This window comes from Salinispora sp. CH2A1_6 (genome assembly GCF_056820975.1).
Map to the genome: position 1 here is coordinate 744,574 of NZ_JBXEDG010000003.1, position 23,399 is coordinate 767,972.

25 protein-coding genes and 3 pseudogenes are annotated in these 23,399 nt (G+C 70.8%); 17 read left to right on the forward strand and 11 right to left on the reverse strand.

The features are described from left to right. Positions 1-7: 7 nt before the first annotated feature. Together AC1UKG_RS08340 and AC1UKG_RS08345 are read left to right on the forward strand one after the other, a co-directional pair. Positions 8-511, forward strand: coding sequence for a peptide deformylase (locus AC1UKG_RS08340; RefSeq protein ID WP_018813263.1), 504 nt, complete (start codon positions 8-10; stop codon positions 509-511). Between the two features lie 163 nt (positions 512-674). Continuing rightward, entirely contained in the window at positions 675-1,454 is a 780-nt protein-coding gene (locus AC1UKG_RS08345) for an endonuclease/exonuclease/phosphatase family protein (protein ID WP_482642579.1), read from the forward strand. Positions 1,455-1,481: 27 nt separating this feature from the next. Here AC1UKG_RS08345 and AC1UKG_RS08350 read toward each other — a convergent pair whose 3' ends face one another. Then, entirely contained in the window at positions 1,482-2,048 is a 567-nt protein-coding gene (locus AC1UKG_RS08350) for a hypothetical protein (RefSeq protein ID WP_026325116.1), read from the reverse strand. A 159-nt stretch (positions 2,049-2,207) separates the two neighbouring features. Here AC1UKG_RS08350 and AC1UKG_RS08355 point away from each other — a divergent pair. From AC1UKG_RS08355 to AC1UKG_RS08370, 4 genes and pseudogenes are all read left to right on the forward strand, one after another. Further along, positions 2,208-3,401: pseudogene (locus AC1UKG_RS08355) on the forward strand (NB-ARC domain-containing protein); the annotation flags it as partial. Positions 3,402-3,502: 101 nt separating this feature from the next. Continuing rightward, positions 3,503-3,646: pseudogene (locus tag AC1UKG_RS08360) on the forward strand (DUF6228 family protein); the annotation flags it as partial. A gap of 217 nt (positions 3,647-3,863) precedes the next feature. Next, the gene (locus AC1UKG_RS08365; protein WP_482642578.1) at positions 3,864-4,091 is read left to right on the forward strand and encodes a hypothetical protein; all 228 of its coding nucleotides are present in this window, start codon (positions 3,864-3,866) and stop codon (positions 4,089-4,091) included. A gap of 96 nt (positions 4,092-4,187) precedes the next feature. Beyond that, the gene (locus AC1UKG_RS08370; protein WP_482642577.1) at positions 4,188-4,742 is read left to right on the forward strand and encodes a hypothetical protein; all 555 of its coding nucleotides are present in this window, start codon (positions 4,188-4,190) and stop codon (positions 4,740-4,742) included. Here the strand turns inward: AC1UKG_RS08370 and AC1UKG_RS08375 are convergent. Together AC1UKG_RS08375 and AC1UKG_RS08380 are read right to left on the reverse strand one after the other, a co-directional pair. Next, positions 4,703-5,104 (reverse strand): hypothetical protein, encoded by a 402-nt coding sequence (locus AC1UKG_RS08375; protein ID WP_018252742.1) that lies wholly within the window; start codon positions 5,102-5,104, stop codon positions 4,703-4,705. The genes AC1UKG_RS08370 and AC1UKG_RS08375 overlap by 40 nt on opposite strands. Beyond that, positions 5,101-5,415: a hypothetical protein gene (locus AC1UKG_RS08380; RefSeq protein WP_018255992.1), complete on the reverse strand. Its 315-nt coding sequence runs from the start codon at positions 5,413-5,415 to the stop codon at positions 5,101-5,103. Before AC1UKG_RS08380 ends, AC1UKG_RS08375 begins: the two co-directional genes overlap by 4 nt. Positions 5,416-5,809: 394 nt before the next feature. Between AC1UKG_RS08380 and AC1UKG_RS08385 the strand changes: the two genes are divergently transcribed. After that, on the forward strand, positions 5,810-6,106 hold the full coding sequence (locus AC1UKG_RS08385; protein WP_482642576.1) for a hypothetical protein: 297 nt from the start codon (positions 5,810-5,812) through the stop codon (positions 6,104-6,106). Here the strand turns inward: AC1UKG_RS08385 and AC1UKG_RS08390 are convergent. Both AC1UKG_RS08390 and AC1UKG_RS08395 read right to left on the reverse strand, forming a co-directional pair. Then, complete coding sequence (locus AC1UKG_RS08390) at positions 6,090-6,293, reverse strand: hypothetical protein (protein WP_482642575.1); 204 nt, start codon at positions 6,291-6,293, stop codon at positions 6,090-6,092. The genes AC1UKG_RS08385 and AC1UKG_RS08390 overlap by 17 nt on opposite strands. Positions 6,294-6,295: 2 nt before the next feature. Then, complete coding sequence (locus AC1UKG_RS08395) at positions 6,296-7,393, reverse strand: alpha/beta fold hydrolase (protein WP_018742486.1); 1,098 nt, start codon at positions 7,391-7,393, stop codon at positions 6,296-6,298. 478 nt (positions 7,394-7,871) lie between these two features. On the opposite strand from AC1UKG_RS08395, the gene AC1UKG_RS08400 reads away from it, so the two are divergent. The 4 genes from AC1UKG_RS08400 to AC1UKG_RS08415 all read left to right on the forward strand — a co-directional run bounded on the left by AC1UKG_RS08400 (position 7,872) and on the right by AC1UKG_RS08415 (position 12,890). Beyond that, positions 7,872-8,447: a hypothetical protein gene (locus tag AC1UKG_RS08400; protein WP_482643194.1), complete on the forward strand. Its 576-nt coding sequence runs from the start codon at positions 7,872-7,874 to the stop codon at positions 8,445-8,447. A gap of 164 nt (positions 8,448-8,611) precedes the next feature. Then, positions 8,612-9,472, forward strand: coding sequence for a DegV family protein (locus tag AC1UKG_RS08405; protein ID WP_018746040.1), 861 nt, complete (start codon positions 8,612-8,614; stop codon positions 9,470-9,472). A 155-nt stretch (positions 9,473-9,627) separates the two neighbouring features. Beyond that, positions 9,628-10,479, forward strand: coding sequence for a helix-hairpin-helix domain-containing protein (locus tag AC1UKG_RS08410; protein WP_475891376.1), 852 nt, complete (start codon positions 9,628-9,630; stop codon positions 10,477-10,479). After that, entirely contained in the window at positions 10,476-12,890 is a 2,415-nt protein-coding gene (locus AC1UKG_RS08415; protein ID WP_018815412.1) for a ComEC/Rec2 family competence protein, read from the forward strand. Before AC1UKG_RS08410 ends, AC1UKG_RS08415 begins: the two co-directional genes overlap by 4 nt. An 85-nt stretch (positions 12,891-12,975) precedes the next feature. Here AC1UKG_RS08415 and AC1UKG_RS08420 read toward each other — a convergent pair. Continuing rightward, positions 12,976-13,092: pseudogene (locus AC1UKG_RS08420) on the reverse strand (IS982 family transposase); the annotation flags it as partial. Between the two features lie 129 nt (positions 13,093-13,221). Between AC1UKG_RS08420 and holA the strand changes: the two are divergent. Then, on the forward strand, positions 13,222-14,202 hold the full coding sequence (holA, locus tag AC1UKG_RS08425; protein WP_018746037.1) for a DNA polymerase III subunit delta: 981 nt from the start codon (positions 13,222-13,224) through the stop codon (positions 14,200-14,202). After that, positions 14,199-14,654, forward strand: coding sequence for a hypothetical protein (locus tag AC1UKG_RS08430; protein ID WP_026271745.1), 456 nt, complete (start codon positions 14,199-14,201; stop codon positions 14,652-14,654). The genes holA and AC1UKG_RS08430 overlap by 4 nt, the downstream gene beginning before the upstream one ends. Positions 14,655-14,764: 110 nt before the next feature. Here the strand turns inward: AC1UKG_RS08430 and rpsT are convergent, their stop codons facing one another. Together rpsT and AC1UKG_RS08440 are read right to left on the reverse strand one after the other, a co-directional pair. After that, positions 14,765-15,031 carry a 30S ribosomal protein S20 gene (gene rpsT / locus AC1UKG_RS08435; RefSeq protein ID WP_012014671.1) on the reverse strand — a complete coding sequence of 89 codons (267 nt, stop codon included), beginning with the start codon at positions 15,029-15,031 and terminating at the stop codon, positions 14,765-14,767. 168 nt (positions 15,032-15,199) lie between these two features. After that, positions 15,200-16,261, reverse strand: coding sequence for a phosphotransferase (locus tag AC1UKG_RS08440; protein WP_018815414.1), 1,062 nt, complete (start codon positions 16,259-16,261; stop codon positions 15,200-15,202). Positions 16,262-16,437: 176 nt separating this feature from the next. On the opposite strand from AC1UKG_RS08440, the gene AC1UKG_RS08445 reads away from it, so the two are divergent. The 3 genes from AC1UKG_RS08445 (at position 16,438) to AC1UKG_RS08455 (ending at position 19,467) form a co-directional block, all read left to right on the forward strand. Beyond that, positions 16,438-16,974, forward strand: a complete 537-nt coding sequence (locus tag AC1UKG_RS08445; protein WP_018746034.1) for a DUF4240 domain-containing protein — start codon at positions 16,438-16,440, stop codon at positions 16,972-16,974. A 195-nt stretch (positions 16,975-17,169) separates the two neighbouring features. Continuing rightward, positions 17,170-19,050 (forward strand): translation elongation factor 4, encoded by a 1,881-nt coding sequence (gene lepA / locus AC1UKG_RS08450; RefSeq protein WP_018746033.1) that lies wholly within the window; start codon positions 17,170-17,172, stop codon positions 19,048-19,050. Between the two features lie 132 nt (positions 19,051-19,182). After that, positions 19,183-19,467: a hypothetical protein gene (locus AC1UKG_RS08455; protein ID WP_018815416.1), complete on the forward strand. Its 285-nt coding sequence runs from the start codon at positions 19,183-19,185 to the stop codon at positions 19,465-19,467. Positions 19,468-19,477: 10 nt separating this feature from the next. Here AC1UKG_RS08455 and AC1UKG_RS08460 read toward each other — a convergent pair whose 3' ends face one another. Then, complete coding sequence (locus AC1UKG_RS08460) at positions 19,478-20,338, reverse strand: hypothetical protein (protein ID WP_018746031.1); 861 nt, start codon at positions 20,336-20,338, stop codon at positions 19,478-19,480. A gap of 195 nt (positions 20,339-20,533) precedes the next feature. Beyond that, positions 20,534-21,316, reverse strand: coding sequence for an enoyl-CoA hydratase-related protein (locus AC1UKG_RS08465; RefSeq protein ID WP_018815417.1), 783 nt, complete (start codon positions 21,314-21,316; stop codon positions 20,534-20,536). An 18-nt stretch (positions 21,317-21,334) separates the two neighbouring features. Between AC1UKG_RS08465 and hemW the strand changes: the two genes are divergently transcribed. Continuing rightward, positions 21,335-22,558: a radical SAM family heme chaperone HemW gene (gene hemW, locus AC1UKG_RS08470; protein WP_018815418.1), complete on the forward strand. Its 1,224-nt coding sequence runs from the start codon at positions 21,335-21,337 to the stop codon at positions 22,556-22,558. Positions 22,559-22,652: 94 nt separating this feature from the next. Here the strand turns inward: hemW and AC1UKG_RS08475 are convergent, their stop codons facing one another. After that, the gene (locus AC1UKG_RS08475) at positions 22,653-23,234 is read right to left on the reverse strand and encodes a magnetosome magnetite crystal formation protein family (protein WP_475891035.1); all 582 of its coding nucleotides are present in this window, start codon (positions 23,232-23,234) and stop codon (positions 22,653-22,655) included. Between the last annotated feature and the right edge of the window lie 165 nt (positions 23,235-23,399).

Below are 23,399 nucleotides of genomic sequence, written 5' to 3' on the forward strand. Positions count from 1 at the left end.
CTGGGCCATGACGATGCGCCCGATCCGGATCATCGGCGACCCGGTGCTTCGCACTCCCGCCGCACCGGTCACCAGCTTCGACGCCGAGCTGCGCGCGCTGGTCGCCGACCTGATGGACACGCTGCTCGGCGCCCCTGGCCGCGCCGGGGTGGCCGCTCCGCAGATCGGCGTCTCCGCCCAGGTGTTCGTCTACGACGCCGACGGCCACCGCGGCCACCTGATCAACCCCACGCTGGAACTCGGCGAGGACCGCCAGGACGACGATGAGGGCTGCCTGTCGATTCCCGGCCTGTATTTTCCGACCCCGCGAGCCCTGCGCGCCACCGCACGCGGTGTGGACCAGTACGGGCAACCGTTGACCATCACCGGCACCGGCTTCCTCGCCCGCGCTCTGCAACACGAGACCGACCACCTCGCCGGTCGCCTCTACGTGGACACGTTGCGCGGGGAGACCCGCCGCCGGGCCCTGCGGGAGATCCGCGCCGGCAGTTACGCGCCGCGTAGCCGGTGACTGCCGGCCCTCGCCGGGGCACCTACCGGTTGGCCGCGCTCACCTCATCGCCCTCGACGCTGCCGCAGCAACAGGCCGAGTGACCCGATCGCCACGAACACCAGCACAGAGCACATGAACACCTTCACCACCGGCTCACCATGCCACGCCCTACGCTGACCTGGTGCGCCTGGCCACCTTCAACCTGCTGCACGGGCGGTCGCTCACCGACGGGCTGGTCGAGTCGCACCGGCTCACCGCTGCCGTCGCCGCTCTTGACGCCGATGTTCTCGCCCTCCAAGAGGTCGACCGGGGTCAGGGCCGCAGCGGCAACCTGGATCAGACCGCCCTCGCCGCCCAGGCCCTCGCCGCCGACGAACACCGCTTCGCCGCCGCCGTCGTCGGTGAGCCCGGCGGAAAGGTCCGCCCCCTGACCCACGACGACGACGGCCAGGACGAACCCCGCTACGGCGTTGGCTTGGTCAGCCGTCACCCGGTCCTCTCCTGGCAGGTCATCCGGCTGAAACCGGCCCCGGTCCGCGCACCGATCTACGTCCCCGGATCCCGCGGTGGCCTCGTGCTGCTCCGGGACGAACCCCGCGTCGTACTCGCGGCGGTCCTACGCACCCCGCACGGTCCCTTGACGGTCGCCGTCACCCACCTGTCGTTCGTCCCCGGTTGGAACGCACGCCAGCTACGCCAGACCGTCCGTGCGTTGCGGGCCCTGCCCGCACCACGGATCCTGCTCGGCGACCTCAACCTGCCCGCGGGGGCGGCCCGACTCCTGACCGGATGGCGTCCCCTTGGCCGTCAACCCACCTATCCGGCTGGGCAACCCCGCATCCAACTCGACCACGTCCTCGCCGACCGGCAGGACGACCATCGACTCCCACCGGTGACGGCCGTGCGGACCCCACTGTCGGTGATCTCCGATCACCGGCCCCTCGTGGTTGACCTCGGCTGACCGGCGGCGCTGCCTCGGGGGTTGGGTTCACGTCGACCGGGGACCGGGCAGCAGGTGCCCGAGAAGCAGCTTCAGGATCAGCAGCGGCGCCAGCCAGGCGAGTGCTGGTGGGGCGGGTAGGAGCGTGACCGCCGCGACCAGTAGCCCGGCCGCGGCGGCGAACGCCAACGGGCGTTTGGCTGTCGGAGCGGCGGCGGCGACCAACACGGCGGCGGCGAGGGTGCCAAGGTAGAGCGCGATCGCGGTCGACCACGGGTACGTGGGCAGGATCAGCGCCAGGACGGGCAGGTGGACGTGGGCCGCCACGAAGAGCACCTGCCGGCGAGCGGCTGTCCCGCCGGTGTGGAACCGGCGCGACACCGACGCGGTGGCATTGACCACGGCCCCACCGAAGAGGTCGAATCCGAGGACCGCCAGCACCACCACGATCGGGGGCGGGTAGCCCGCCGCGGCGCCGATGGCGGCGGCGACGCCGGCGCCGACGACCGCGGTGAGATAGCTGAGCCACACCTCCACTCGGGTGGCGCCGGGGGCGATGAGCAGGTCGTTGAGCCGCACGGTGGCACGTCGCGGCAGGGGCGTGGGAGCTGTCATGGGCATCTCCAAGTTCACACGAGTCGATGCATATTCGTTTACCTTAGTGAACAGACGTACACCTGTCGAGGGTGGGCCACCGCGCGCGGGCTGGCCGCTGTCGATGACCGGGGTGGTAGCAGCGGCATCCGCTCCCCGACGCACGGTGCATGAACGCGGCCGGGACCACAGCTGGCCACCGCGCTGCTGCACGACGAGGCGCCACCGGCGGCACCAGCCGAGCCCGGTCCCGCAACCGTCCCGGCAGCACCCACGGAAGCCACTGGCGACGTCTTCGTCGTGCCAGCCCAGCTACCCGCCGACATTCCCGACTTCACCGGGCGCGGCGCCGAACTACACCACCTGGACCGACTCCTCGCCGAACGGCCCGCACGGCCGGAGCCGACCTCCGCCGGTGCGGCTCCGGCCGCGCTCGTCACCGTCTCCGGTACGGCCGGGGTGGGCAAGACCGCCCTGGCCGTTCGCTGGGCCCACCGGGTACGCCGTTGGTTCCCCGACGGCCAGCTCTATGTGGATCTGCGGGGGCACGACGCGGACCCGCCGGTGGCGGCCCGGCAGGCCCTCGCCGGGTTCCTCCGCGGGCTCGGTGTCACCGGTGCCGACCTTCCACCCGGTACGGAGGAGCGGGCCACGGCGTACCGCAGCCACCTGGATGGCCGGCGGATGCTTGTGGTGCTCGACAATGCCGTCTCCGCCGAGCAGATCCGTCCGCTGCTACCGGGCTCGCCGTCCTGCTTCGTCCTGGTGACCAGCCGAGACTCACTCGCGGCCCTGGTGGCACGGCACGGTGCCCGGCGCATCGAGTTGGACGTGCTGCCGCAGGACGACGCCGTGGTGCTGATCCGTCGGTTGACCGACCCCCGGCTCACCGACGAGCCGGGCGCGACGGCGGCGCTCGCCACGCAGTGCGCCCGACTGCCGTTGGCGCTGCGACTGGCGGCCGAGATGATCGACAGCCGACCGGGCGCACCGTTGACCGAACTGGTCCAGGAACTGGCTGACCAGCGCCATCGACTGGACCTGCTCGACGCCGGTGGTGACCGGCGAACCGGGGTGCGGGCGGTGCTCTCCTGGTCTTACCGGCGGCTGCCGGCGGATGCCGCCCGCGCGTTCCGGCTGCTGGGCCGGCACTGCGACCCGGATGTGGAGCCGCAGGCCGCGGCCGGAATCCTCGGCACCACCGTCACGGAGGCGTGGCGACTGCTGGACCTGCTGGCCCGCGCCCACCTCGTGCAGCGCGGCCCGGGGTGCCGCTACGGCATGCACGCGCTACTGCGGGCCTACGCTGGCCACCTGGTGGAGACGGAGCACGCGCACACCGAACGGCCGGCCATGATCGGTCTGTCCGGCTAGCATCCGACTTGCCGGCGAGGAGCACGAACGTTCCGGTACCGAGGTCATGACGGGCGACGGTCTCCTTGAGTTTTCCCGACGAATACGGCATCTAGTTCGCGGTGGAAGCCCGCGCACAGGGCCTACACGCCGAAATGGGCGCTGAGATGCGGGTCTGGGACGAAGCCTGGCTTCCTGACTTCATCAGTCAGCTCGCCGCCGACTACCGCGGCTGGGCCGACGAGCGGACCTGGCAGTCCAACCATCCCCAGGGCCCGGCAGCGCTGCCGCCATCACCCCGACAAGCAGCCCCACACCGTGCCCGGCCTGGTCCGACCCCGAGATCTGAGCGGGGGCGGGGAAGCGCAGCGATGAGGAGGACGAGGTAGTGCCCGACAACGAGATGGCCGAGATCCACCAGCGGGCTACCGCGGCGGTCACCGCCATGATCCAGGCCGCCGGCGAATCATCGAGGCCCGCATCATGCAGCTGCAGCGCGCGGCGCGTGCCAGCGACGAGCAGGCCCGCCGGATACGCGCCCAAACCCGTGCCGCGCAGCAGGCCGACGCGGCGGTGTGGCGGCCAGCGATGCGGACGGGGTGGTGGCGCACTGCGGGGACGGAGGACATCGCCCGGGTGTGGCGTGCCGCATCCACGTGGCACCACGTCGACCCCCGGGCGCGGCAGGCGCGGCAGATGGTCGTCGACTAACTCGCCAAACGGGCGGGCCGGGTGGGGCCCGAGACACACAAGCCCGCAGCGGAACCGGACGGCATTGAGGCGCTGTCTGATGCCGTCGACCGTGCGGTGTCCGAGGACACGGAACAGTCTCAGCGGCTGCCGATGTCCGCCGAGGCGGTGAGCGACAGGCACGAGCGGATGGCCGCTGAGGTGCACAAGGCATGGCCTGGGCAGCGAGCCGACACGGTGATCGGGTGCGAGGCGTGGGGTGCCCTGGCATACACCCTGGACCAGGCGCAGCACACTGGCCACGACGTGCAGCAGCTTCTACGCGGCGTGTCCAGGTTCGTGGACCGGGCCCAGCGGCCAGCCGCCTACGCGTGCCGGGTGGTGCAAGACCAGCTCGACGACACCGTTGATCTCGGCACAGTGCGGATGCAGAGCCGACACGGCACCGAGCCGGCAGCGGTGGCCGCGTCCGCGTTTCCGCAGTCAACGATCTCGGCGGTCACCGAGGTCGCCTCAGCCAGTGAGGAACAGCAGCCCACTGTCCGCCCAGCCCCGATCTATCCAACTGATCGACGCTGCCCTAACGCGGCAGGATGGGTGATGCGCTGTACCCCGCTGTCCATCCGCAGGACCTATCCGGGCATGTGGATCACGGGTAGGCCGTCGCCGTAGCGGTGCCCCTCGCTGGTCAGGATCGACGCTTGATGTTCCAGCGCTGCCCGTACCGTCGTGGCCAGGTCGGCGCGGCTGGTGACCTGGCGCCAGTAGGCCAGCTCCAGCCAGTCTTCACCCCAGGTCGGCAGTACCACGCAGGCATCCATACCCAGCAGCGCGTGCAGGTCTTCGCGGCCTTTCGGATCGGCCAGCAGCGCCAGGGCCTCGGCGACGGTGACGCTGGTGACGCCTACCCGCTGCCGGTCGGTGACCACCTCCGCTACCGGCTCGACAGCGTGGATCGACCCGGCCACGTACGCCAGCACCGCTGACCGGTCCAACACCAGGGTGATCGGAGCCCCCTGGTCCTCGGCGCTCACGCGGCCGGTGCCTGCTGGTCGCCGTCGGACAACCCGCGCTCCATGTGCTCACGCACCTGCTGCTGCAGCGCGGCGTACCGCTCGGGCGTCCACTCGGCCTGCACCCCGTACCGGCGCGCGCGAGCTGCCGCCATCCCTTCCTCAGTGATAGCGACGCCCCGCCGAGCCTGCTCGGCGCGGAACTGCTCCCACGCCCGCTGCGCACGCACCGCCCCCGTCACATAGGCGCTCGCCCGCCCCTTGCCCTGGCTCTCCAGGGTCTCGGCCACATCCGGAGGCACGCTGATCGACAACTTACGGAACTCAGTCATACCGAAAACCCTACTTCGGTAGCACCCGCGATGGCGGCAAGCACGCCAACGGGTGTTGACGGCCCGTACCTCGGCTCCCTATCCACAGCATGTGGATAGCACATGTGTACGAATGTTTCCCGGTCGGTGCCAGCAGCCGTGCCTGCCGCAGGTGGGCGGGCCGCGTGCAGCTAGCCGGCGGATCAGGTCGTCGAGGCAGGTGGTGAGGTCGTTGAGCGCGGAGATTTCGTACACCTCGGCGCGGCACTGCAATCGCCGGTCAGGACCGGGCCGGCGCCTGGATCGGCGTCGCGCTGATCGAACGCGGTGGCGACGACCACTACATCGTTACCGGCGCCCGCCAGCTCGACAGCAACGAGATCAACGCGATCACCCGTATGAAAGGGGACCAGCCGTGAGCACGTTCGATGAGGCCAACGCCGCACTGGAAAGCCGCGACTGGTCCACCGCCCAGATCGATACCGCCCGACCTCGCGGCGTCAGCATCGTGCACTCCACCCGCATGAGCCACCACCTCACCGAGCGGCTGTTCGCCGAAGCGCAGCGACACGACGTGACCCCCAGTGAACTCATCCGCGAGTACGTCGAGGCCGGACTCAGCACCGCCGACAGCGGCAAAGAGGAAACCGTCACCATCCGCGTGGCCGACCTTCACCGCGCGATAGACACCGCAGTCAAACGCGCTGCGTGAGTAGCCCGAACACGGCCGTGGCGTCGTCGCTGCGCTTATTACGAGGCCATCGAATCCCGTCCGGGTCACTCCGCTCAGCGCCACGTACCTGGCGGATCAGCTCGGTTGCGCCCGCTGCCTGCATCAGCTCCAGGGCGCTGGTCCAGTCGTGCAGGCCGAAGGTGACTGCTCGCGCTGCTCCTGCCATGCCTATCGCAGGTCGGCGAAGAAGTCGGTGATGTCGCCGGCCAGCAAGTCCGGCTCTTCGGCCGCAGCGAAATGGCCGCCGCGCGGGAAGACCGTCCAGCGCCGGATCTGATAGAGCCGCTCGTACCAAGAGCGTGGCGGTTCACCTTCGGGCACGAACTCGTTGGCGAAAACCGCCATCGCGGTCGGTACCCGGACGACGTCCGCCGGCCCGATCGGCGTGCCGTGCCAGCGGTTGTCGTAGTAGTCCCGCATCGATGAAGTGATCGACCCGGAAGCCCACCAAATGGTCAACATCGTCAGGAGGGCGTCGCGGCCGAACCGGGCGTCAAGGTCGCCGCCGCTGTCCGACCACGAGCGCCACTTGTCCAGCACCCACGCCGCGAGCCCGGCGGGAGAGTCGTTCAGCCCGTACCCCAAGGTTTGCGGCCGGGTGGACTGCACGGCGCTGTAGCCGCGCTCAGTCTCGTCCCAACGCGCGACGTGGTCGACGTACGCCTGCTCCTCGACCGACAGCGGCGGCGTGTCCGGCCCGGTGTACGGCCAGATCTCCGGCGTGCTGAGATGGATGCCGATCATCCGATCGGGCTGTGACAGCGCCATCTGGGTGGCGACCCCGGCGCCGAAGTCGCCACCATGCGCGCCGTACCGCTTGTACCCCAGGCCCTGCATGAGCCGGTGCCACAAGCGGGCGACGAACGCCCGGTCAACGCCCGTGCGCGGAGGGCGCTGCGAGAAGGCGTAACCCGGCAGGGACGGCACGACCAAGTCGAACTGGTCGCCGCCGAGGCGGTCCACCAACGGGAGTAGCTCCACGAACATGCTGGGCCAGCCGTGGGTGAGGACCAGCGGTACCCCACCGCCGGCACCGCGGTGGTGGACGAAGTGGATGCGTACGCCCTCCACCTCGGCCACGCGGTGCTCGTATCGGTTGAGCTGCCGCTCCCGTGCCCGCCAATCGAAACCGTCCGCCCAGTAGGCCAGCAGGCCACGCAGGTAATCCAGGTCGGCGCCCTGGCCCCAACGTTCCCCGGGCGCCGGGTCCGGCCAACGGGTGCGTCGGATGCGCTCCCGGAGATCGTCCAGAACCGCCTCCGGCACTGCGACGGCGTACGGCTCAGTATGCACCTTGCGATGGTAATGACAGCCACGTACTGCATCTACTCGGACCCTGCAACGGCTGACCGGCGAGCACCAGTTCCTCGGCTGGCATCTGCCGTTCGACGACCCTGCCTTCCTCACTTCGCCGCGGGCCGCTCTCGACGTCATCTGTGTCTGGTTGATGCCTGTGTGGGGTGTGATCGGGGGCGTGGTGGTGGAATCTCGGCGGGCGGCGGGGCGTTACAGCCCGCGTACGGCCGAGGAGGCGCCCCGCCGATGGCGGGTGCCGCCCGTGCGTGAGCCCCGGAATGGTGGCGGCCCCCCGGTCGTTACACCTGGACCCGGCACCGTAAGAGCCCCGCAGGGCCGCGGTCGCCTGAGGATCTCTTTCTTGTTCTGTTGAGCGCCGGACGGTGCTCGCACCCACCCTGAACCCCCTTTCGGGCGTGGGCGTCGACCCCCGAATGGAGCAACCCTCATGAACACGATTCTGCGTCGTAGTGTGCTTGGTATCGCTGGTCTGGCCCTGTCCACCGGTGTCGTCGCCGGCCCCCTGGCCACCCTCACCGACACCACCCCCGCCGCCGCTGCCGTGCAGGCGGAGAAGCCCGACACCAGCACGCTGATCCCGCACGGCACCCAGGGCAAGCAGTCCCGCATCGACCTGGGCGACGAGCAGGTATCGAATGTGAAGGCGATCATCGAGGCCACCAAGAAGGCCGGCATGGACGAACGCGCCGCCGTGGTGGCGATCGCTACCAGCTTGCAGGAGTCGAAGCTGGAGAACCTGGGTCACCTGGGTGCGCGTAACGACCACGACTCGCAGGGCCTGTTCCAGCAGCGCCCCTCCTCCGGTTGGGGCAGCGTGGAGCAGATCACCGACCCCGAGTACTCCACCACCGCCTTCCTCAACGGGCTCAAGCAGGTCGACGGCTGGCAGGAACTGCCGTTGACCGAAGCCGCCCAGAAGGTCCAGGTGTCGGCCTACCCGTTCCACTACGCCCAGTGGGAGACCCAGGCCGCCGACCTCGTCGCCGCGCACTGGACCAACTGACCCCACCGCAGCACCACACCCCCCGCCCACAGACCTGACCCAACCAAGGGGGAAAGAAACTGTTGGCCGGCACCCGGTTCGGGTGCCGGCCAACAGCCGTCTCCGGCGGTTTCTGACCTGATTCTGCCTCTGCGGCGCCGGTCAGGATCGGTTAGCGTTCCGGCATGCCCATCGCGGTTGTCACCGACTCCACCGCCTACCTTCCCCCTGGGCTGCTGGCCACGCACCAGCTAACGGTGGTGCCCCTGACCGTCGTGCTCAACGGCAGGGAAGGGCGTGAGGGGGTGGAGACCTTTCCCGCCGACGCTACCCGGGCCTTGAGTGCGCGGCGAGTGTCAGTCAGTACCTCCCGGCCGGCCCCCGCGCAGTTCGTCCGCACGTACCGCCTGCTTCTCGACGGCGGCGCCGATGGCATCGTTTCGGTGCACCTGTCCGCAGGGCTCTCCGGCACGGTCGAGTCCGCGCGCCTGGCCGCCGCGGAGTTCGGTGACCGAGTGGCGGTGTTGGACAGCCGCTCCTGCGGCATGGGCATCGGATTCCCCGCGGTGGTCGCTGCCGAGGCCGCGGCAGCCGGGGCTGACCTGACCGCGGCTCATGCTGCCGCCCAGCAGGCCGTGGCGCGGACCACCATCTACTTCTACGTCGACACGCTGGAGTTCCTCCGTCGGGGCGGCCGGATCAACGCCGCCTCGGCGTTGCTCGGCACTGCTCTCTCGGTAAAGCCGATCATGCATATGCCCGATGGCCTGATCGTCCTCCGGGACCGGGTGCGTACCGCCAGCCGGGGCGTCGCCCGGCTGGTCGACCTCGCGGTCGAGGCCGCCGGGGACGCCGACGTTGACCTGGCTCTGCATCACCTCGCCGCGCCGCAGCGCGCCGAGGCACTCCAGGTGGCGTTGGCGGCACGGCTCGGTGACCGCCTGCGGAGTACGTACGTCTCTGAGGCCGGTGCGGTGGTTGCCGCGCATGCGGGGCCCGGCCTCGCGTGCGTGGTCGTGTACCGCCGTCCGCCTGCCGACGGCTGACCCAGCTACCGCCCGCTCCGGCGGCTGGGCTGTCGCAGCCGCGATCGGTAGCACATCGCGACCATGGTCAGGGGGCTGTCCACAAGCCCGCTCTCATCCACAGCGGAGCCTTGTGCGGAGGGCGCTCATTCCGCCCGTCGGCCTAGCGTCGCGCCGTGTCATACGACGAGGAGAGGGCGGTCCGAGACCGCCTGCACCGGGTGGTGCTGCCGGCAGGCGAGCTGTCCGGCGCCGGCGAGCCGATGGCGGCGGCCCCAATGGTGGTGACGCGACCGGCGGTGATGGCGGGCCCGGAGGCGCCGGACGGTCCGCGACACACCCCACCGGACAGGTCGGAGGGGGTGCCGGTGTCGTCCGCCCAACTGGACGGAGAGCCATCGAGTCGGGCCTTGTCGGGGCCGGGCGCATTCGATCCGGGGCGGCGGGGGGTGCGGGCATTGGCTCTCGTCGCCGTGCTGGTGGTGCTCGGGGCGGGCTTCTGGGCGTGGCAGTCCCGGCCTCAGGTTGAGCCGGTCGAGTCGGTCGCAGCGGTGACACCGGTCGCTCCGTCCGCCTCCGTTGACCCGACGGAGGCGGACGGTGAGCTGGTGGTGGCGGTCGCTGGCAAGGTCCGCCGGCCGGGACTTGTCCGGGTGCCGGCCGGTGCCCGGGTCGCCGACGCGGTACAGGCGGCCGGCGGGGCGCTGCCCGGCGTTGACGTCGCCCTGTTCAATCCGGCCCGGAAGGTAGCCGATGGGGAACTCATCCTGATCGGTGTCACCGCGCCACCGGGGGCGGCCCCCGCCGGTGGGGAGGCAGGAGTGGTGCCCGGCGGCGGCAAGGTCAACCTCAACACCGCCACCCTGGCGCAGCTCGACACGCTGCCCGGAGTCGGCCCGGTGCTCGCGCAGCGCATCCTCGACCACCGTGCGGAGCATGGCGGTTTCCGGTCGGTGAGCGACCTGCGCCAGGTCGGCGGCATCGGCGACACCCGGTACGAGCAGCTCAAGGAACTGGTGACGGTGTGAGAAAGTATCGCGACGGGCGGCACCCCGGGCCCGTTCGTGGGGCGCCGAGCGCATCCGACCCGCCGGACCTGCGGCTGGCTGGCTTGGCCGTCGCCGCGTGGCTGGCCGCGTTGGCCGGCCTGTACCTGCCCGCCAGGGGGTCGCTGCTCGTCGCCGTAATCGCCGCTGTGGCGGCCATCGGGGGTGGGGTCTACCTGTCTGGACTTCTTGGCCGGCCACCTGCATCTGTCCGCCGGCACGGCTGGGCGGCCATCGCCGTCCTGCTCGGGGTGGTGTGCGGAGCGAGCGTCACCGCCGCCCGGGTAGCCGTGCGGGACGCCAGCCCGGTGCGTGCCCTCGTTGAGGAGCGGGCCACCGTAACCGTCGACCTGGTCGTCCGGGACGACCCCCGGCTGGTCCGGTCCGGTTCCGGGCGACCCACCACGCTCTTGGTGGCAGCGGAGTCGATCCGCATCAGTGGCCTTGACGGGCACCGGGTCGAGGCACAGGTCCGGGTGCTGGTCCTCGCCACCGACCCGGCCTGGCGAGCGCTGCTGCCGGGGCAGCGGCTGACCGCCGAAGGTCGGCTCGCTGCTCCGCGGGGCGGCGATCTGACCGCTGCGGTCCTGTGGTCCACCCGGGCCCCGGTCCCACACGGGCCGCCGCCGGGCTTGCAGCGTGCCGCCGGCACGCTCCGCGCCGGCCTCCAGGACGCCTGCGAGCCGCTACCGGACGAGCGGGGTGGCCTGCTGCCCGGTCTGGTGGTGGGCGACACGAGCCGGCTGCCCGATTCAGTGCGGGAGGACTTTCTCGACACCGGGATGACCCACCTGACAGCGGTATCTGGGTCCAACGTAGCGATCGTCGTTGGTGCGGTGTTGCTGCTTGCTCGTTGGGGTCGGGCTGGTCCCTGGTTCGCCGCGGGGCTCTGTGTGGTGGCGTTGGTGGGTTTTGTGATCTTGGTCCGTCCGTCGCCGAGTGTGGTGCGGGCGGCGGCGATGGGCGCGATTGGGCTGGCCGCGCTCGCCGTGGGCCGGCCGCGGGCGGCGTTGCCGGCTTTGGCCGTGGCGGTCACTGTGCTGGTGCTTGTCGATCCTGAGCTGGCGGGGGACTTCGGTTTCGCGCTCTCTGTGCTCGCTACGGGCGGGTTGTTGCTGTTGGCGCCGCGGTGGCGGGATGCGTTGCGTCGTCGTCGGGTGCCGGTGGGGGTTGCTGAGGCGCTGGCGGTGCCGGCGGCTGCGCAGGTGGCCTGCGCGCCGGTCGTCGCGGGGATTTCGGGCACGGTCAGTCTGGTCGCGGTGCCGGCGAATCTGTTGGTGGCGCCGGCGATCGCGCCGGCCACGGTGCTTGGTGTCGTGGCGGCGGGGCTGTCGCCGCTGTGGTCGACGGGTGCGGAGCTTTTGGCCTGGCTGGCCAGTTGGCCGGCGTGGTGGCTGGTCACTGTGGCGCACTACGGGGCGCGGGCGCCGGCGGGGGCGTTGCCCTGGCCGGCGGGGGTCGGGGGTGCGTTGCTGTTGGCGGGGTTGACTCTGGCGTTGCTGGTGGCGGTCCGTCGCCGGGTGGTGCGGCGGCTGGTGGCGGTGACCGCGGTTGCGGCCGTGCTCGGTGCGTTGCCGGTGCGCCTGGTGGCTGCTGGTTGGCCGCCGGCGGGTTGGGTGGTTGTGGCGTGTGCGGTTGGTCAGGGTGATGCGCTGGTCCTGTCGGCTGGTCCGGGGCGGGGTGTGGTGGTGGATGCCGGGGCGGAGCCGGGGTTGGTGGATCGTTGCCTACGTCGGATCGGTATCGGGGAGGTGCCGCTGCTGGTGATCAGCCACTTCCATCACGATCATGTGGGTGGGGTCGCCGGTGTCTTCCGGGGGCGGCGGGTCGCGGCGGTGCTTGCTCCGTCGTGGTCAGAGCCGGCGTTCGGTCGGGATCTGGTCGAGTTTGCGGCGGCGGCGGGCTCCGTCGAGATGTTTTCTGCGCCGGCCGGTTGGGGCTACCGAGCCGGTGCGGTGGAGTTGACGGTGATCGGTCCCTCGGTTCCGCTGCGGGGTACCCGTTCCGATCCGAACAACAACTCGCTGGTCCTGGTGGCCACCGTCAACGGGGTGCGGATCCTGTTGACCGGAGATGCCGAGATCGAGGAGCAGCAGGCTCTGCTCGACCGGGTGCCGGAAGGCGGCCTCCGCGCGCACGTGTTGAAGGTCGCCCATCACGGTTCGGCGTATCAGGACCCTGCCTTCCTTGACGCGGTCCGTCCGCTGGTGGCGGTGGTCCCGGTCGGCCGGGAGAACACCTATGGGCATCCGGATGCCTCGGTGTTGGGTCGTCTTGCCCGCGGCGGAGCCCGGATCCTTCGCACCGACCTCGATGGGGACCTTGCCGTGGTGACCCGACCGTCCGGGCTGGCCGTCGTCACCCGCGGCGCCGAGGACCCGATCAGACGCTAGACGAGTAGTTCCGAAGTCCTTCAGCGGTCGTAGGCGAGCAGTGACTGGGTGACGGGGGCGCCGGTCTTGTTGTTGTGCCAGGTCGCTCGATGCCCTGATCGGCCAGCTGCCGCTCGAACGGCGTGGAAGCGAAGCCCTTGTCCGAGATCAGCAGAATCCCATCATGTTCGGCGACCTCGCCGGCCTCGACCTGCAGCATCGCGCCACCCAGGCACTCGTTATGTCAGTTTTCAAGGTGTAACAGCCGTAAAAGTCGTGATTTGCGCTGAGTGCGGGCTCTGACATCGGAGGGCGGACGACCGGGCTGGCGTGCTCGGCTGACCATGCGAATATGGGCGGCGTGACCGCCGCCAGCCTCGCCCCGATTCTGCTCGTCCTCGGTGACGAGGAACTTCTCGCTACGCGAGCGGTCACCGAGGCGGTCGCCCAGAGTCGGAGTGTGGATCCGGAGGTGGACGTCCGCGAATATCAAGCCGGCTCCCTCACCGTCGGTGAGATCGCGGAGATGCTCAGTCCGTCGCTCTTCGGCGGACGGCGGTTGCTGATCCTGCGGTCCGGCCAGGACGCGCGTAAGGATCTGGCGGCGGCCCTGCTCGCTTACGCGAAGAACCCCGACCCCGAGGTGCAGCTGGTCGTGCTCCACCTCGGTGCGGCGAAGGGCAAGGCGTTCGCGGACGGGCTGAAGGCGGCCGGCGCGACCGTGGTTCCGGCTGCCCGACTGAAGGGGCACCGGGAGCGGGTGGCGTTCGTCCGCGACGAGTTTCGGCGGGCCGGTGGTCGGTGTACCGACTCCGCCGCCGAGGCGCTCATCGCGGCGGTCGGTAATGACCTGCGCGAACTCGCCGCCGCCTGCTCGCAGTTGTTGGCGGACACCGACGGGAAGGTCAGCCCGGAGACGGTGGCCCGGTACTACCGGGGGCGGGTCGAGGTGTCTGGCTTCACCGTCGCCGATGCCACGATGGTGGGCGACGTGCCGGCTGCGTTGGAGGCCCTGCGTTGGGCGCTGCACGTCGGTGTCGACCCGGTGCCCATTGCTGATGCGCTCGCCGACGGCGTCCGTACCGTGGCCCGGGTCGCCTCCGCCGGGCGGGGGAGCCCCTACCAACTGGCCAGCACCCTCGGCATGCCGGCCTGGAAGATTGAGCGGGCGCAGCGGCAGAGCCGCGGTTGGACGCCGGAGGGGCTGGTGCAGGCCATGCGGGCCGCGGCCGAGTGCAACGCGGCCGTGAAGGGGGGCTCGGACGACCGGGCGTACGCGCTGGAGCGGGCCGTCTTCTCGGTGGCAGCGGCGCGGCAGGGCGGCGGCCGGTGACCGGACCGAGGTCCTGGGCCACCTTGGTGGCGGAGGAGGAGCGCTACCGGCCGTTGTACGCGCGCCTCCTGGGGTTGCGGTTCGTCAACCCCGGAGGGGTGCTCTGCTTCGTCTTCTTCGAGGGGGCTGTCGCGCTGGCGGCGCTACTGGCGCTCGCCGAACTGGTCAGCTGGTGGTCCGTGCTGGTGCTGCCGGCGATGGTTGCGGTGATGGTGAAAATCAACGACGTGGTGGCGGCGCGGGTCGTCCGCTCCGCGGCGCTTGTGCCCGACCAGGAGCGGGACCGCTTTCGCCACCAGATGGAGCCGGTGGTCGGCACCGCGCGGGTTGGCTGGATCTGGCACAGCGTGCCCGGCGTCGTCGTACCGTCCACTCCCGGGCGTCCCGGGGAACTGGCTTCGGCCGCAGCGCGGGAGTTGCCCCCGCCCGGAGCGTCCCCAGCCGAGCGTTGATCTCGGCGGCGCGACCGCTGCCGAGATCAGCATCAGAGGCTTGTGGCGGGCAGCACAAAACCCCGGACCGGATCGGGCCGGGGTTTCGTCCTAACCCGGTGTGACCGGGGTCAGGCGGAGAACGACGCCACGCGCTTGGCGATAGCCGACTTGCGGTTCGCGGCCTGGTTGGCGTGGATGACGCCCTTGCTGGCCGCCTTGTCCAGCTTGCGAGCGGCATCGCGCATGAGAACCGTCGCCTTCTCCACGTCGCCGGTCTCGGCGGCCTCGTGGAACTTGCGGATCGCGGTCTTCAGCGACGACTTGACCGACTTGTTACGCAGCCGGCGCTTCTCGTTCTGCCGGTTGCGCTTGATCTGGGACTTGATGTTCGCCACGCGACAGCCTCGTCTGATAGCTCGGGTTGGTCTGCATCCGCGCGGCGAGCATGCGTCATCGTCGCGCGAAGTGCCAGGCTACCAGGTGGCTCGGGCAGCGCCAAAAGCCGCCTCCCAACCACCGACGGTCCCGGTGCGGGGGCGGTGGAGCCTTCCCTCCGGCGGGGCTCAGCTCCAGCCCTGCCGGCGGGCGAGCCAGTCGAGCGCGTACTCGCCGCTGCGGCGCTGGTGGGCCGCGAGCTGCTCGGTCGCGGTCTCCGGAACCGTGGCCGCGGTGGTGAGGAAGTAGCCGGCCAGCGCCGCCAGCGTGACATCCAGGGCATCCGGCGGGGCATCGGCGGTAGTCGGGTGGGCCGCGAAGGCGGCGTCCAGCCAATCGGTGGTCAGGTCGGGCGCCGGTCCGACGGCGGCCTCCGGGAAGGGGGAGCTCGTGGGCTCGGTCGGGGAGCTCGCGCCGCCGGTCCCGGCCAGCGCCGCGACGGTGACCTCCTGCTGCTCCACGGTCTGCCCCCCGAGGAGGAGCGTGACCAGGTCGAACCAGGCCGGACCGCGGCAGAGCCAGGTCCAGTCACAGAACCACACCTGCCCGTGTGCGGTGAGGAGCACGTTGTCCGGCCGCAGGTCACCATGGATCAATCCGGACGCCGGGGCGAGGTACCCCGGGAGTCGGGACTCGAGCCCGACCAGTTCGGGTAGCCGCTGCTCGAGCCCGGCCGGCAGTGGCGGAGAAGGCTCCCGGCCCGCTGCCACGTCATCCCAGCGGAGGATGTCGGCTTGGGCCAGCTCGGCCAGGTGCGGCGGGTTGAGCGCGGCGAGGTCGCTGGGCGGTGGGTCCAGGGCGGCGGCGACATCCGCGTACGCGGTCAGGGTGGTGGTCAGCTCCGACGGCTCCCAGGGGTGTCCGGGTGGATAGCCGTCAACCACGTCGAGGGCGACGGCGAACCAGCCGGACTCCGCCAGTGTCCAGCGGGTTCGGGGTGCCGGCAGCCCGGGTGGGAGCCGGTCCAGGACCGTGGCCTCTCGCCAGTACCAGTTGGCCAGGTGGGAGTCGCGGGGCGCGGCCTTGACGAAAACCCGGCCACCGTCGGCGGCGGAGAGCACTCCGGCGAAGCCTCGGGTGAAGCCGGCGGTCGCGATGCGGGTGGCGACCACGGGGGCGCCGAGGCGGTCGGCGAGGGCTGCCCGCAGACCCACTGGCAGGTCGGACCAGCCGGGCCGGCGGGTGGTCACGGGGCGCGGGGGTGAACTCGGCATCTTTCCAGTGTCGTACGGATTTGCCAGCCCACCGGGCAAAGTGGGCAACGTGTCGACGTCGGAACGGCCGATGTCGTCGGCCAGCCGTGACCCGCGGGTTCGGGAAGGTGGTGGGACGTCTCTGCCCGGCGGGTCTGGAAGACTGGCGGGCCATGCGGACCGACGACTTCTGGCAGCTGATTGACGAGGCCCGGACCGGGGGCGGGGGAGCGCCGGACGCGGTCGCCGTTCGGGCCGTGGCCCTGCTCGCGGCGCGGGAGCCGGAGGAGATCCTCGGATACACCCGCCATCAGGCCCGGGTGCTGGCCGCCTCGCATCGGGTGGACCTCTGGGGTGCGGCGTACCTGATCAACGGAGGGATCTCCGACGACGGCTTCCACGACTTCCGCGGCTGGCTGATGACCCAGGGGCGCGAGGTGTTCGCGCGTGCCGTCGCCGAGCCGGACTCGCTGGCCGATCTGTCGCCGGTACGGAGCGCGTCGTTGTCGGGTGAGGAGTTCGCCTGTGCCCGAATGCTGGCTGTGCCGTGGGAGGCCTACCGGAAGGCGACCGCGGCCGAGCTGCCGGCGGACCGGGACCCGGTTCCGGTGCCGGACCTGAATGACTTCTGGGATTTCGACGACGCGGATGAGGCTCGCCACCGGCTTCCGAAGCTCGCCGCCCTCTTCGTCGAGCCGCCAGGCGAATAATTCGGATTCGCCCATTTACCACGGATCCGTTGGGCTGTCGGGCGAACAACCCGGCCGGCCGCTGAGGAGGCCTGGTTCGTCGGCGGGCGGGCTCGGGTTTGCCCGCACAGCGGACCCGCGAGCGTGGCGTGGGAGCATAGAGGGGGCCGGTGCCGCGCCGGCCCGCTCAACGTCAGTCGACCAGAACGGACCGCTGTGCCACCGACGCTCGATTCCGGCGCGAACACTCCTGGTGCCACCGAACCGGCGCGTATCCGGAACTTCTGCATCATCGCCCACATCGATCATGGGAAGTCGACCCTGGCCGACCGGATGTTGCAGCTCACCGGGGTGGTCGACCCCCGGCAGATGCGGGCGCAATACCTCGATCGGATGGACATCGAGCGGGAGCGCGGGATCACCATCAAGAGTCAGGCCGTCCGGATGCCGTGGGCGATTCGGGAGGGGGAGCGGGCCGGCGAGAGCGCCGTGCTCAACATGATCGACACCCCCGGGCACGTTGACTTCAGCTACGAGGTCTCCCGCTCCCTGGCGGCCTGCGAGGGCGCAATCCTGTTGGTCGACGCCGCCCAGGGTATCGAGGCGCAGACCCTGGCCAACCTCTACCTGGCGCTCGAGAACGATCTGCACATCATCCCGGTGCTCAACAAGATCGACCTGCCGGCGGCGCAGCCGGAGAAGTACGCCGAGGAGCTGGCCCACCTGATCGGTGGCGATCCGGCGGACTGCATCCGGGTCTCCGGCAAGACCGGCGACGGCGTGCCGCATCTGCTCGACGAGATCGTCCGGCAGTTCACCCCGCCGGTCGGTGTGGCGGAGTCGTCGGCCCGGGCAATGATCTTCGATTCGGTGTACGACGTCTACCGGGGCGTGGTCACCTACGTCCGGGTGGTTGACGGGCAGATCAACGCCCGGGACCGGATCAAGATGATGTCCACCGGTGCGGTCCACGAGCTGCTGGAGATCGGTGTGATCTCCCCGGAGATGGTCAAGGCGGACGCCCTCGGTGTCGGCGAGGTTGGATATCTGATCACCGGTGTGAAGGATGTCCGGCAGTCGCGGGTCGGTGACACTGTCACCATCAACGCGCGGCCGGCGGGCGAGCCGCTCGGCGGGTACAAGGATCCGAAGCCGATGGTCTACTCCGGCCTCTACCCGATCGACGGGTCGGACTACCCGAACCTGCGGGACGCCTTGGACAAGCTCAAGCTCAATGACGCGGCGCTGACCTACGAGCCGGAGACCTCCGGTGCGCTCGGCTTCGGCTTTCGCTGCGGCTTCCTCGGCCTGCTGCACCTGGAGATCATCCGGGAGCGGCTGGAGCGGGAGTTCAACCTCGACCTGATCTCCACCGCGCCGAACGTGGTCTACCGGGCCATCAGCGAGGAGGGCGAGGAGGTCGTGGTCACCAACCCGAGCGAGTACCCGACCGGCAAGATCGCCGAAGTGTATGAGCCGGTGGTGCGCGCCACCGTGTTGACCCCGAACGACTTCGTCGGCGCGGTCATGGAGCTCTGTCAGGGCCGCCGGGGCACGCTGCTCGGCATGGACTACCTCTCCGCCGACCGGGTGGAGCTGCGCTACACGCTGCCGTTGGCGGAGATCATTTTCGACTTCTTCGACCAGCTCAAGAGCCGCACCAAGGGGTACGCGTCGTTGGACTACGAGCCCTCCGGCGAGCAGGCCTCCGACCTGGTCAAGGTGGACATCCTGCTGCACGGCGAGCCGGTCGACGCGTTCAGCGCGATCGTGCACAAGGACAAGGCGTACGCCTACGGCACCACCATCGCCGCGAAGCTGCGCTCCCTGATCCCCCGTCAGCAGTTCGAGGTGCCCATCCAGGCGGCGATCGGCAGTCGGGTGATCGCCCGGGAGACGATTCGCGCGATCCGCAAGGACGTCCTGGCGAAGTGCTACGGCGGTGACATCAGCCGGAAGCGCAAGTTGCTGGAGAAGCAGAAGGAAGGCAAGAAGCGGATGAAGATGGTGGGCCGGGTCGAGGTGCCGCAGGAGGCATTCATCGCCGCGCTCTCCTCGGACTCCGGGGGCGGCGGCAAGACGTCCGGTAAGAAGTGAGTACGGCTGCCGCGGCGGAGCGGGCACCCGGCGTCTGGCCGTAGGCGGCGGTTTGGGGCTCCTCAGGTCGGGAACGGTGCACACCGCCGCCGGTCACACCGGACTCGCCCTTCCCGGCAGAGGAGAACGACCGTGGAGCTGACCGTCTCCGGCATCCTCATCACGCTGCTCGTCGGTCTTGTCGTCGGGGCGCTGGGCCGGTTGGTCGTGCCGGGCCGGCAGGACATGCCGGGCTGGCTACACCTGTTGATCGGTGTCGGTGCCGCGCTGCTCGGGGCGATCGTCGCTCGCTCCGTTGGCTTCGCCGAAGCCGACGGATTCGATTGGCGTGAGCTGCTGCTCCAGGTTGTCTTCGCCGCCATCGCGGTGGCCGTGGTGGCGCGCCTGGGCTGGCACCGTGGCAGCGCCCGCCGGTGATCCGGCGTCCTCAGGAGACGCCGAGGACCTCGGCTACCACCCGGGTGGGGCTCTGTTTGCCGGCTATCGGGGTCCAGACTCCCTCCTCCGCGGTCCACCGAAGCCCTTGGAAGTGGACCAGCTGGACCCCGTTGTCCTGGGCGTGTGACACCAACCAGTGCGCGTACCGCCAGCCGCCCTGTTCGTCGTCCACGGTCACGGTCAACCGGGTCGGGCCGGCCGCCGCGGACTCGGGGGCGAGCCCCCAGTCCAGGGCGAGCCCCTGGGCCAGCGCCGCGGTCGCCGCGGCCCCGCGGTGCTGCGGATCGTCGTTGACGGCGCAGGCCACCGCTCCGCTGGCCTGACCGAGCAGGGCGCGGCTCAGCACCTCCGACTCGTCGGCCCACTTCTGGTATGCCTCCGGGAAGGCCGAGCGCTGTACTGTCTGGGCGGCGTCGGTCACCCGCATCTCTTCCCAGTCGCGCACCTTCGCCAGCGCGGCGTAGAAGGTGTTCGTCGCGTACCGCGGGTCCCGGATCTCGGCTGGCGAGCCCCAGCCCTGGCTGGGCCGTTGCTGGAACAGGCCCACCGAGTCCCGGTCGCCGCCGGCCAGGTTACGCAGCCCCGACTCCTGGTACGCGGTCGCCAGCGCCACCACCACCGCCCGTTCCGGCATGCCGCGCTGCGCCCCGATGGCCGCGATCGTTGCCGCATTGGCCATCTGGCCGGCATCCAGCTCGACCTGGCCGTCTGCCTGCACAGTGCAGCTCCGTCCGGCGAACGGGAGCCGAAGCCCATCCGCGATGTGCCGGAAGGTGACGAAGAGCCCGACCATGGCGACGAGCGCCAGAACGATGCCAGTCGCTACGACTGCCCGAATTCGCACCTGCACCCCCTGTTTCAACGAGTCCGACAAGCGTAAGCCCCGTGTCCCGGTGAGCCGCCGGGCAGCCGGGGCGGCGCTGCCCGGGCGTGTGGTCGGTCGGCTGCCGGTCGGTCGAGGCGGCGGTGGGCGCCAGCGACTTCCCGTGCCGAGGCGCCCAGAAACCCGGGGCTACCGCCCGTGCCGGGCCGGCCAGCAACCCGGTTACTCGCCCGGTACCCAGCTCGCTGGCCGTTTTTCCCGGAACGCCGACACGCCCTCCAGCCCCTCCGCGGAGAGAAAGTAGTCGGTGGAGAGGGCGGCCAGGTCGGCGAGTTCGCCCCGCAGATCGGTCACGGTGGGGCGGCGGAGCAGCTGTTTGGCTCCGGCCAGTGCGCCGGGTGCGCCCCGGACCAGCGAGTCGCAGTAGCCGGCGACGACGGCGTCCAACTCCGCCAGCGGCACGGCCGTGGTGACCAAACCGACTTCGGCGGCCCGCTGCCCGTCGAAGGTGTCCCCGGTCAGGTAGAGCTCGGCCGCGGCGCGGGGCCGCAGTCGGGGCAGCACCGTCGCCGAGATCACCGCCGGGATCACCCCGATTCGGACCTCGGTGAAGGCGAACGTCGCCTCCCGGGCGCAGATCGCCAGATCGGCCGCGGCGATCAGGCCCAGCCCGCCGGCCCGTGCCGGCCCGGCCACCCGCGCCACCACCGGCTTCGGGCATTCCGCTACGGCCGCGAGCACGTCACCGAGCATCCCGGCCGGCACCGTGCCGCTGGCGTACGCGGCGGCGGTCTCCTTCAGGTCGGCACCGGAGCAGAAGACCGGCCCGGAGTGGTCCAGCACGAGCGCGCGTACGGCGTCGTCGGCGACCGCCGCGGCGAGTCCGTCGAGCAGCTGGGTCATCAGCGGGGTGGAGAGCGCGTTGCGGTTGTGTGGGCTGTTCAGGGTGAGGGTGGTCACCCCGCCGGCCGTGGCGGCCCGCACCAGCGCGTCGGGAGAGGTCATGCGGGCACACTAGTGGCCATGCCCGGTGTCCTACCAGAAGGCGAGCGCATCCCGGTGGATGGATCGCTGCCCACAGCCGCCCTGACCTCGGTGGGAACGCGGGGGTTCGGCGTGTACGTACACGTCCCCTTCTGCGCCAGCCGGTGCGGCTACTGCGACTTCAACACCTACACGTCCACCGAGTTGGGAGGTGGCGCCAGCCGGGAGGAGTACGCCGACACCGTACTTGCCGAACTCGCGCTGGCCGCCCGGGTGCTGCGTGAGAACCCTCCGCCCCGGGTCGACACGGTTTTCGTCGGCGGTGGCACCCCCACCCTGTTGCCCGCCGCGGACCTCGCCCGGATCCTCGACGCCATCGACCGCACCTGGGGGCTGGCGGCCGACGCGGAGATCACCACGGAGGCCAACCCGGAGTCGGTCACCCCGCGATCCCTTGCCGCGCTGCGGGCTGCCGGCTACACGAGGATCTCGCTGGGCATGCAGTCCGCGTCGCCCGGGGTGCTCGCGATCCTGGACCGGCGGCACAGCGCCGGCCGGGCCGTCGCCGCCGCCCGGGAGGCCCGGGAGGCCGGGTTCGACCACGTCAACCTGGATCTGATCTACGGGACGCCGGGGGAGAGCGCGGCCGACTTCGCCGCCTCGCTCGACGAGGTGGTCGCCGCGGGAGTGGACCACGTCAGCGCGTACTCCCTGATCGTGGAGGAGGGGACCCGGCTCGCGGCCCGGGTGCGGCGGGGCGAGTTGGCGCAGCCCAGCGACGACGTTGCCGCGGACCGTTACCTGGCCGCGGAGGCGGCCCTCGACGCCGCCGGGTTCTTCTGGTACGAGGTCTCCAACTGGGCGCGGACACCGGCTGCCCGGTGCCGGCACAACCTCTTGTACTGGACCGGTGGCAACTGGTGGGGCCTCGGCCCGGGGGCGCACAGCCACGTCGGTGGGGTGCGCTGGTGGAACGTCAAACACCCCACGGCGTACGCGCAGCGGCTCGCGGCGGGGGCGTCGCCGGGCTTGGCCCGGGAGGTGCTGACCGCCGACGAGGCGCACCTGGAGGATGTCATGCTGCGGCTCCGGCTCGCCGCGGGTCTGCCGCTGGACGTGTTGGACCCCGCCGGTCGCGCCGGTGCCGATCGGGCGCGGGCGGCGGGTCTGCTGGCCGAGGCGGCGTACGGCGACGGTCGGGCGGTGTTGACCCTGCGCGGTCGGCTGCTCGCGGATGCGGTGGTGCGGGACCTGCTCGGTTGATCGGCGCCGGCGTGGACCGCGACGGCGATGACACCGGGCAGCAGCGGAGCCGGCCGGCCGGAGCCCGGTCAATCGGGATCCGGCCAGTCGGGCTTCACTTGATGAGGCTGACCGACATCGGGTAGCGGTACTGCCGGCCTTCATTCGCCCGCAGGGCGGCGATGATACCGAACAGAATCTGGATTGCCACGACGGCGATGTTCGGCAGGAACAGCAGGCACCAGCCCACGAAGAGTAGAACGAAGGCGATCAGGGACCAGGTGATCTGGAAGTTGAGCGCCGCCTGGGCGTGCGCGCGGACGGTCGGTGACTGGTTGCCGCGGGCCAGGTAGGCGACCAGTGGGGCGATGAACCCGAACAGACCAAAGCTGATCAGTGCGCCGACCGCGCCGCCGAGGTGCGCGACGAGGACCCACATCCGGTCCTCGCTGTTTCCGTAACCGCTGGGTGGGCCGTATCCACCGCTGGGTGGGCCGTACCCACCGCTGGGTGGGCCGTATCCACCATCGGGTGGGTAGCCGCCGGGCGGCGGCACGGCACCGGGGGGCGGGTAGCTGCCCGGTGGCGGATAGCTACCCGGGTCGGGTGTTCCGGGCATCGGGGTGGTGGGGTCGTTGGGGCCCGGACCGGGTGGCCCAGGCTCTCCGCCGGTGGGAGGGCGAGGTGGTTCCGTCATGAGGTCACCGTAGGCGCAGCGGACCACGAGCCCCAGTGCACCGCCCCGGCTGTCCAGATGATCATGTTAGGTCGGGGTCGTCGGATCGGGCAGCAGGCCCAGCGCCATTATTCGCTGACGGCACTCGATATTTGTTGATCATCGCGTTGCCGGGCGTGCCGACGT

What these genes read in the sequence shown, in the direction of transcription:
- AC1UKG_RS08340 (WP_018813263.1), top strand. Translation starts at nt 8, where the DNA reads ATGACGATGCGCCCGATCCGGATCATCGGCGACCCGGTGCTTCGCACT.
- AC1UKG_RS08350 (WP_026325116.1), bottom strand. Translation starts at nt 2,048, where the DNA reads ATGACAGCTCCCACGCCCCTGCCGCGACGTGCCACCGTGCGGCTCAAC.
- AC1UKG_RS08365 (WP_482642578.1), top strand. Translation starts at nt 3,864, where the DNA reads ATGCAGCTGCAGCGCGCGGCGCGTGCCAGCGACGAGCAGGCCCGCCGG.
- AC1UKG_RS08380 (WP_018255992.1), bottom strand. Translation starts at nt 5,415, where the DNA reads ATGACTGAGTTCCGTAAGTTGTCGATCAGCGTGCCTCCGGATGTGGCC.
- AC1UKG_RS08390 (WP_482642575.1), bottom strand. Translation starts at nt 6,293, where the DNA reads ATGGCAGGAGCAGCGCGAGCAGTCACCTTCGGCCTGCACGACTGGACC.
- AC1UKG_RS08400 (WP_482643194.1), top strand. Translation starts at nt 7,872, where the DNA reads ATGAACACGATTCTGCGTCGTAGTGTGCTTGGTATCGCTGGTCTGGCC.
- AC1UKG_RS08405 (WP_018746040.1), top strand. Translation starts at nt 8,612, where the DNA reads ATGCCCATCGCGGTTGTCACCGACTCCACCGCCTACCTTCCCCCTGGG.
- holA (WP_018746037.1), top strand. Translation starts at nt 13,222, where the DNA reads ATGGGCGGCGTGACCGCCGCCAGCCTCGCCCCGATTCTGCTCGTCCTC.
- AC1UKG_RS08445 (WP_018746034.1), top strand. Translation starts at nt 16,438, where the DNA reads ATGCGGACCGACGACTTCTGGCAGCTGATTGACGAGGCCCGGACCGGG.
- AC1UKG_RS08465 (WP_018815417.1), bottom strand. Translation starts at nt 21,316, where the DNA reads ATGACCTCTCCCGACGCGCTGGTGCGGGCCGCCACGGCCGGCGGGGTG.
- hemW (WP_018815418.1), top strand. Translation starts at nt 21,335, where the DNA reads ATGCCCGGTGTCCTACCAGAAGGCGAGCGCATCCCGGTGGATGGATCG.
- AC1UKG_RS08475 (WP_475891035.1), bottom strand. Translation starts at nt 23,234, where the DNA reads ATGACGGAACCACCTCGCCCTCCCACCGGCGGAGAGCCTGGGCCACCC.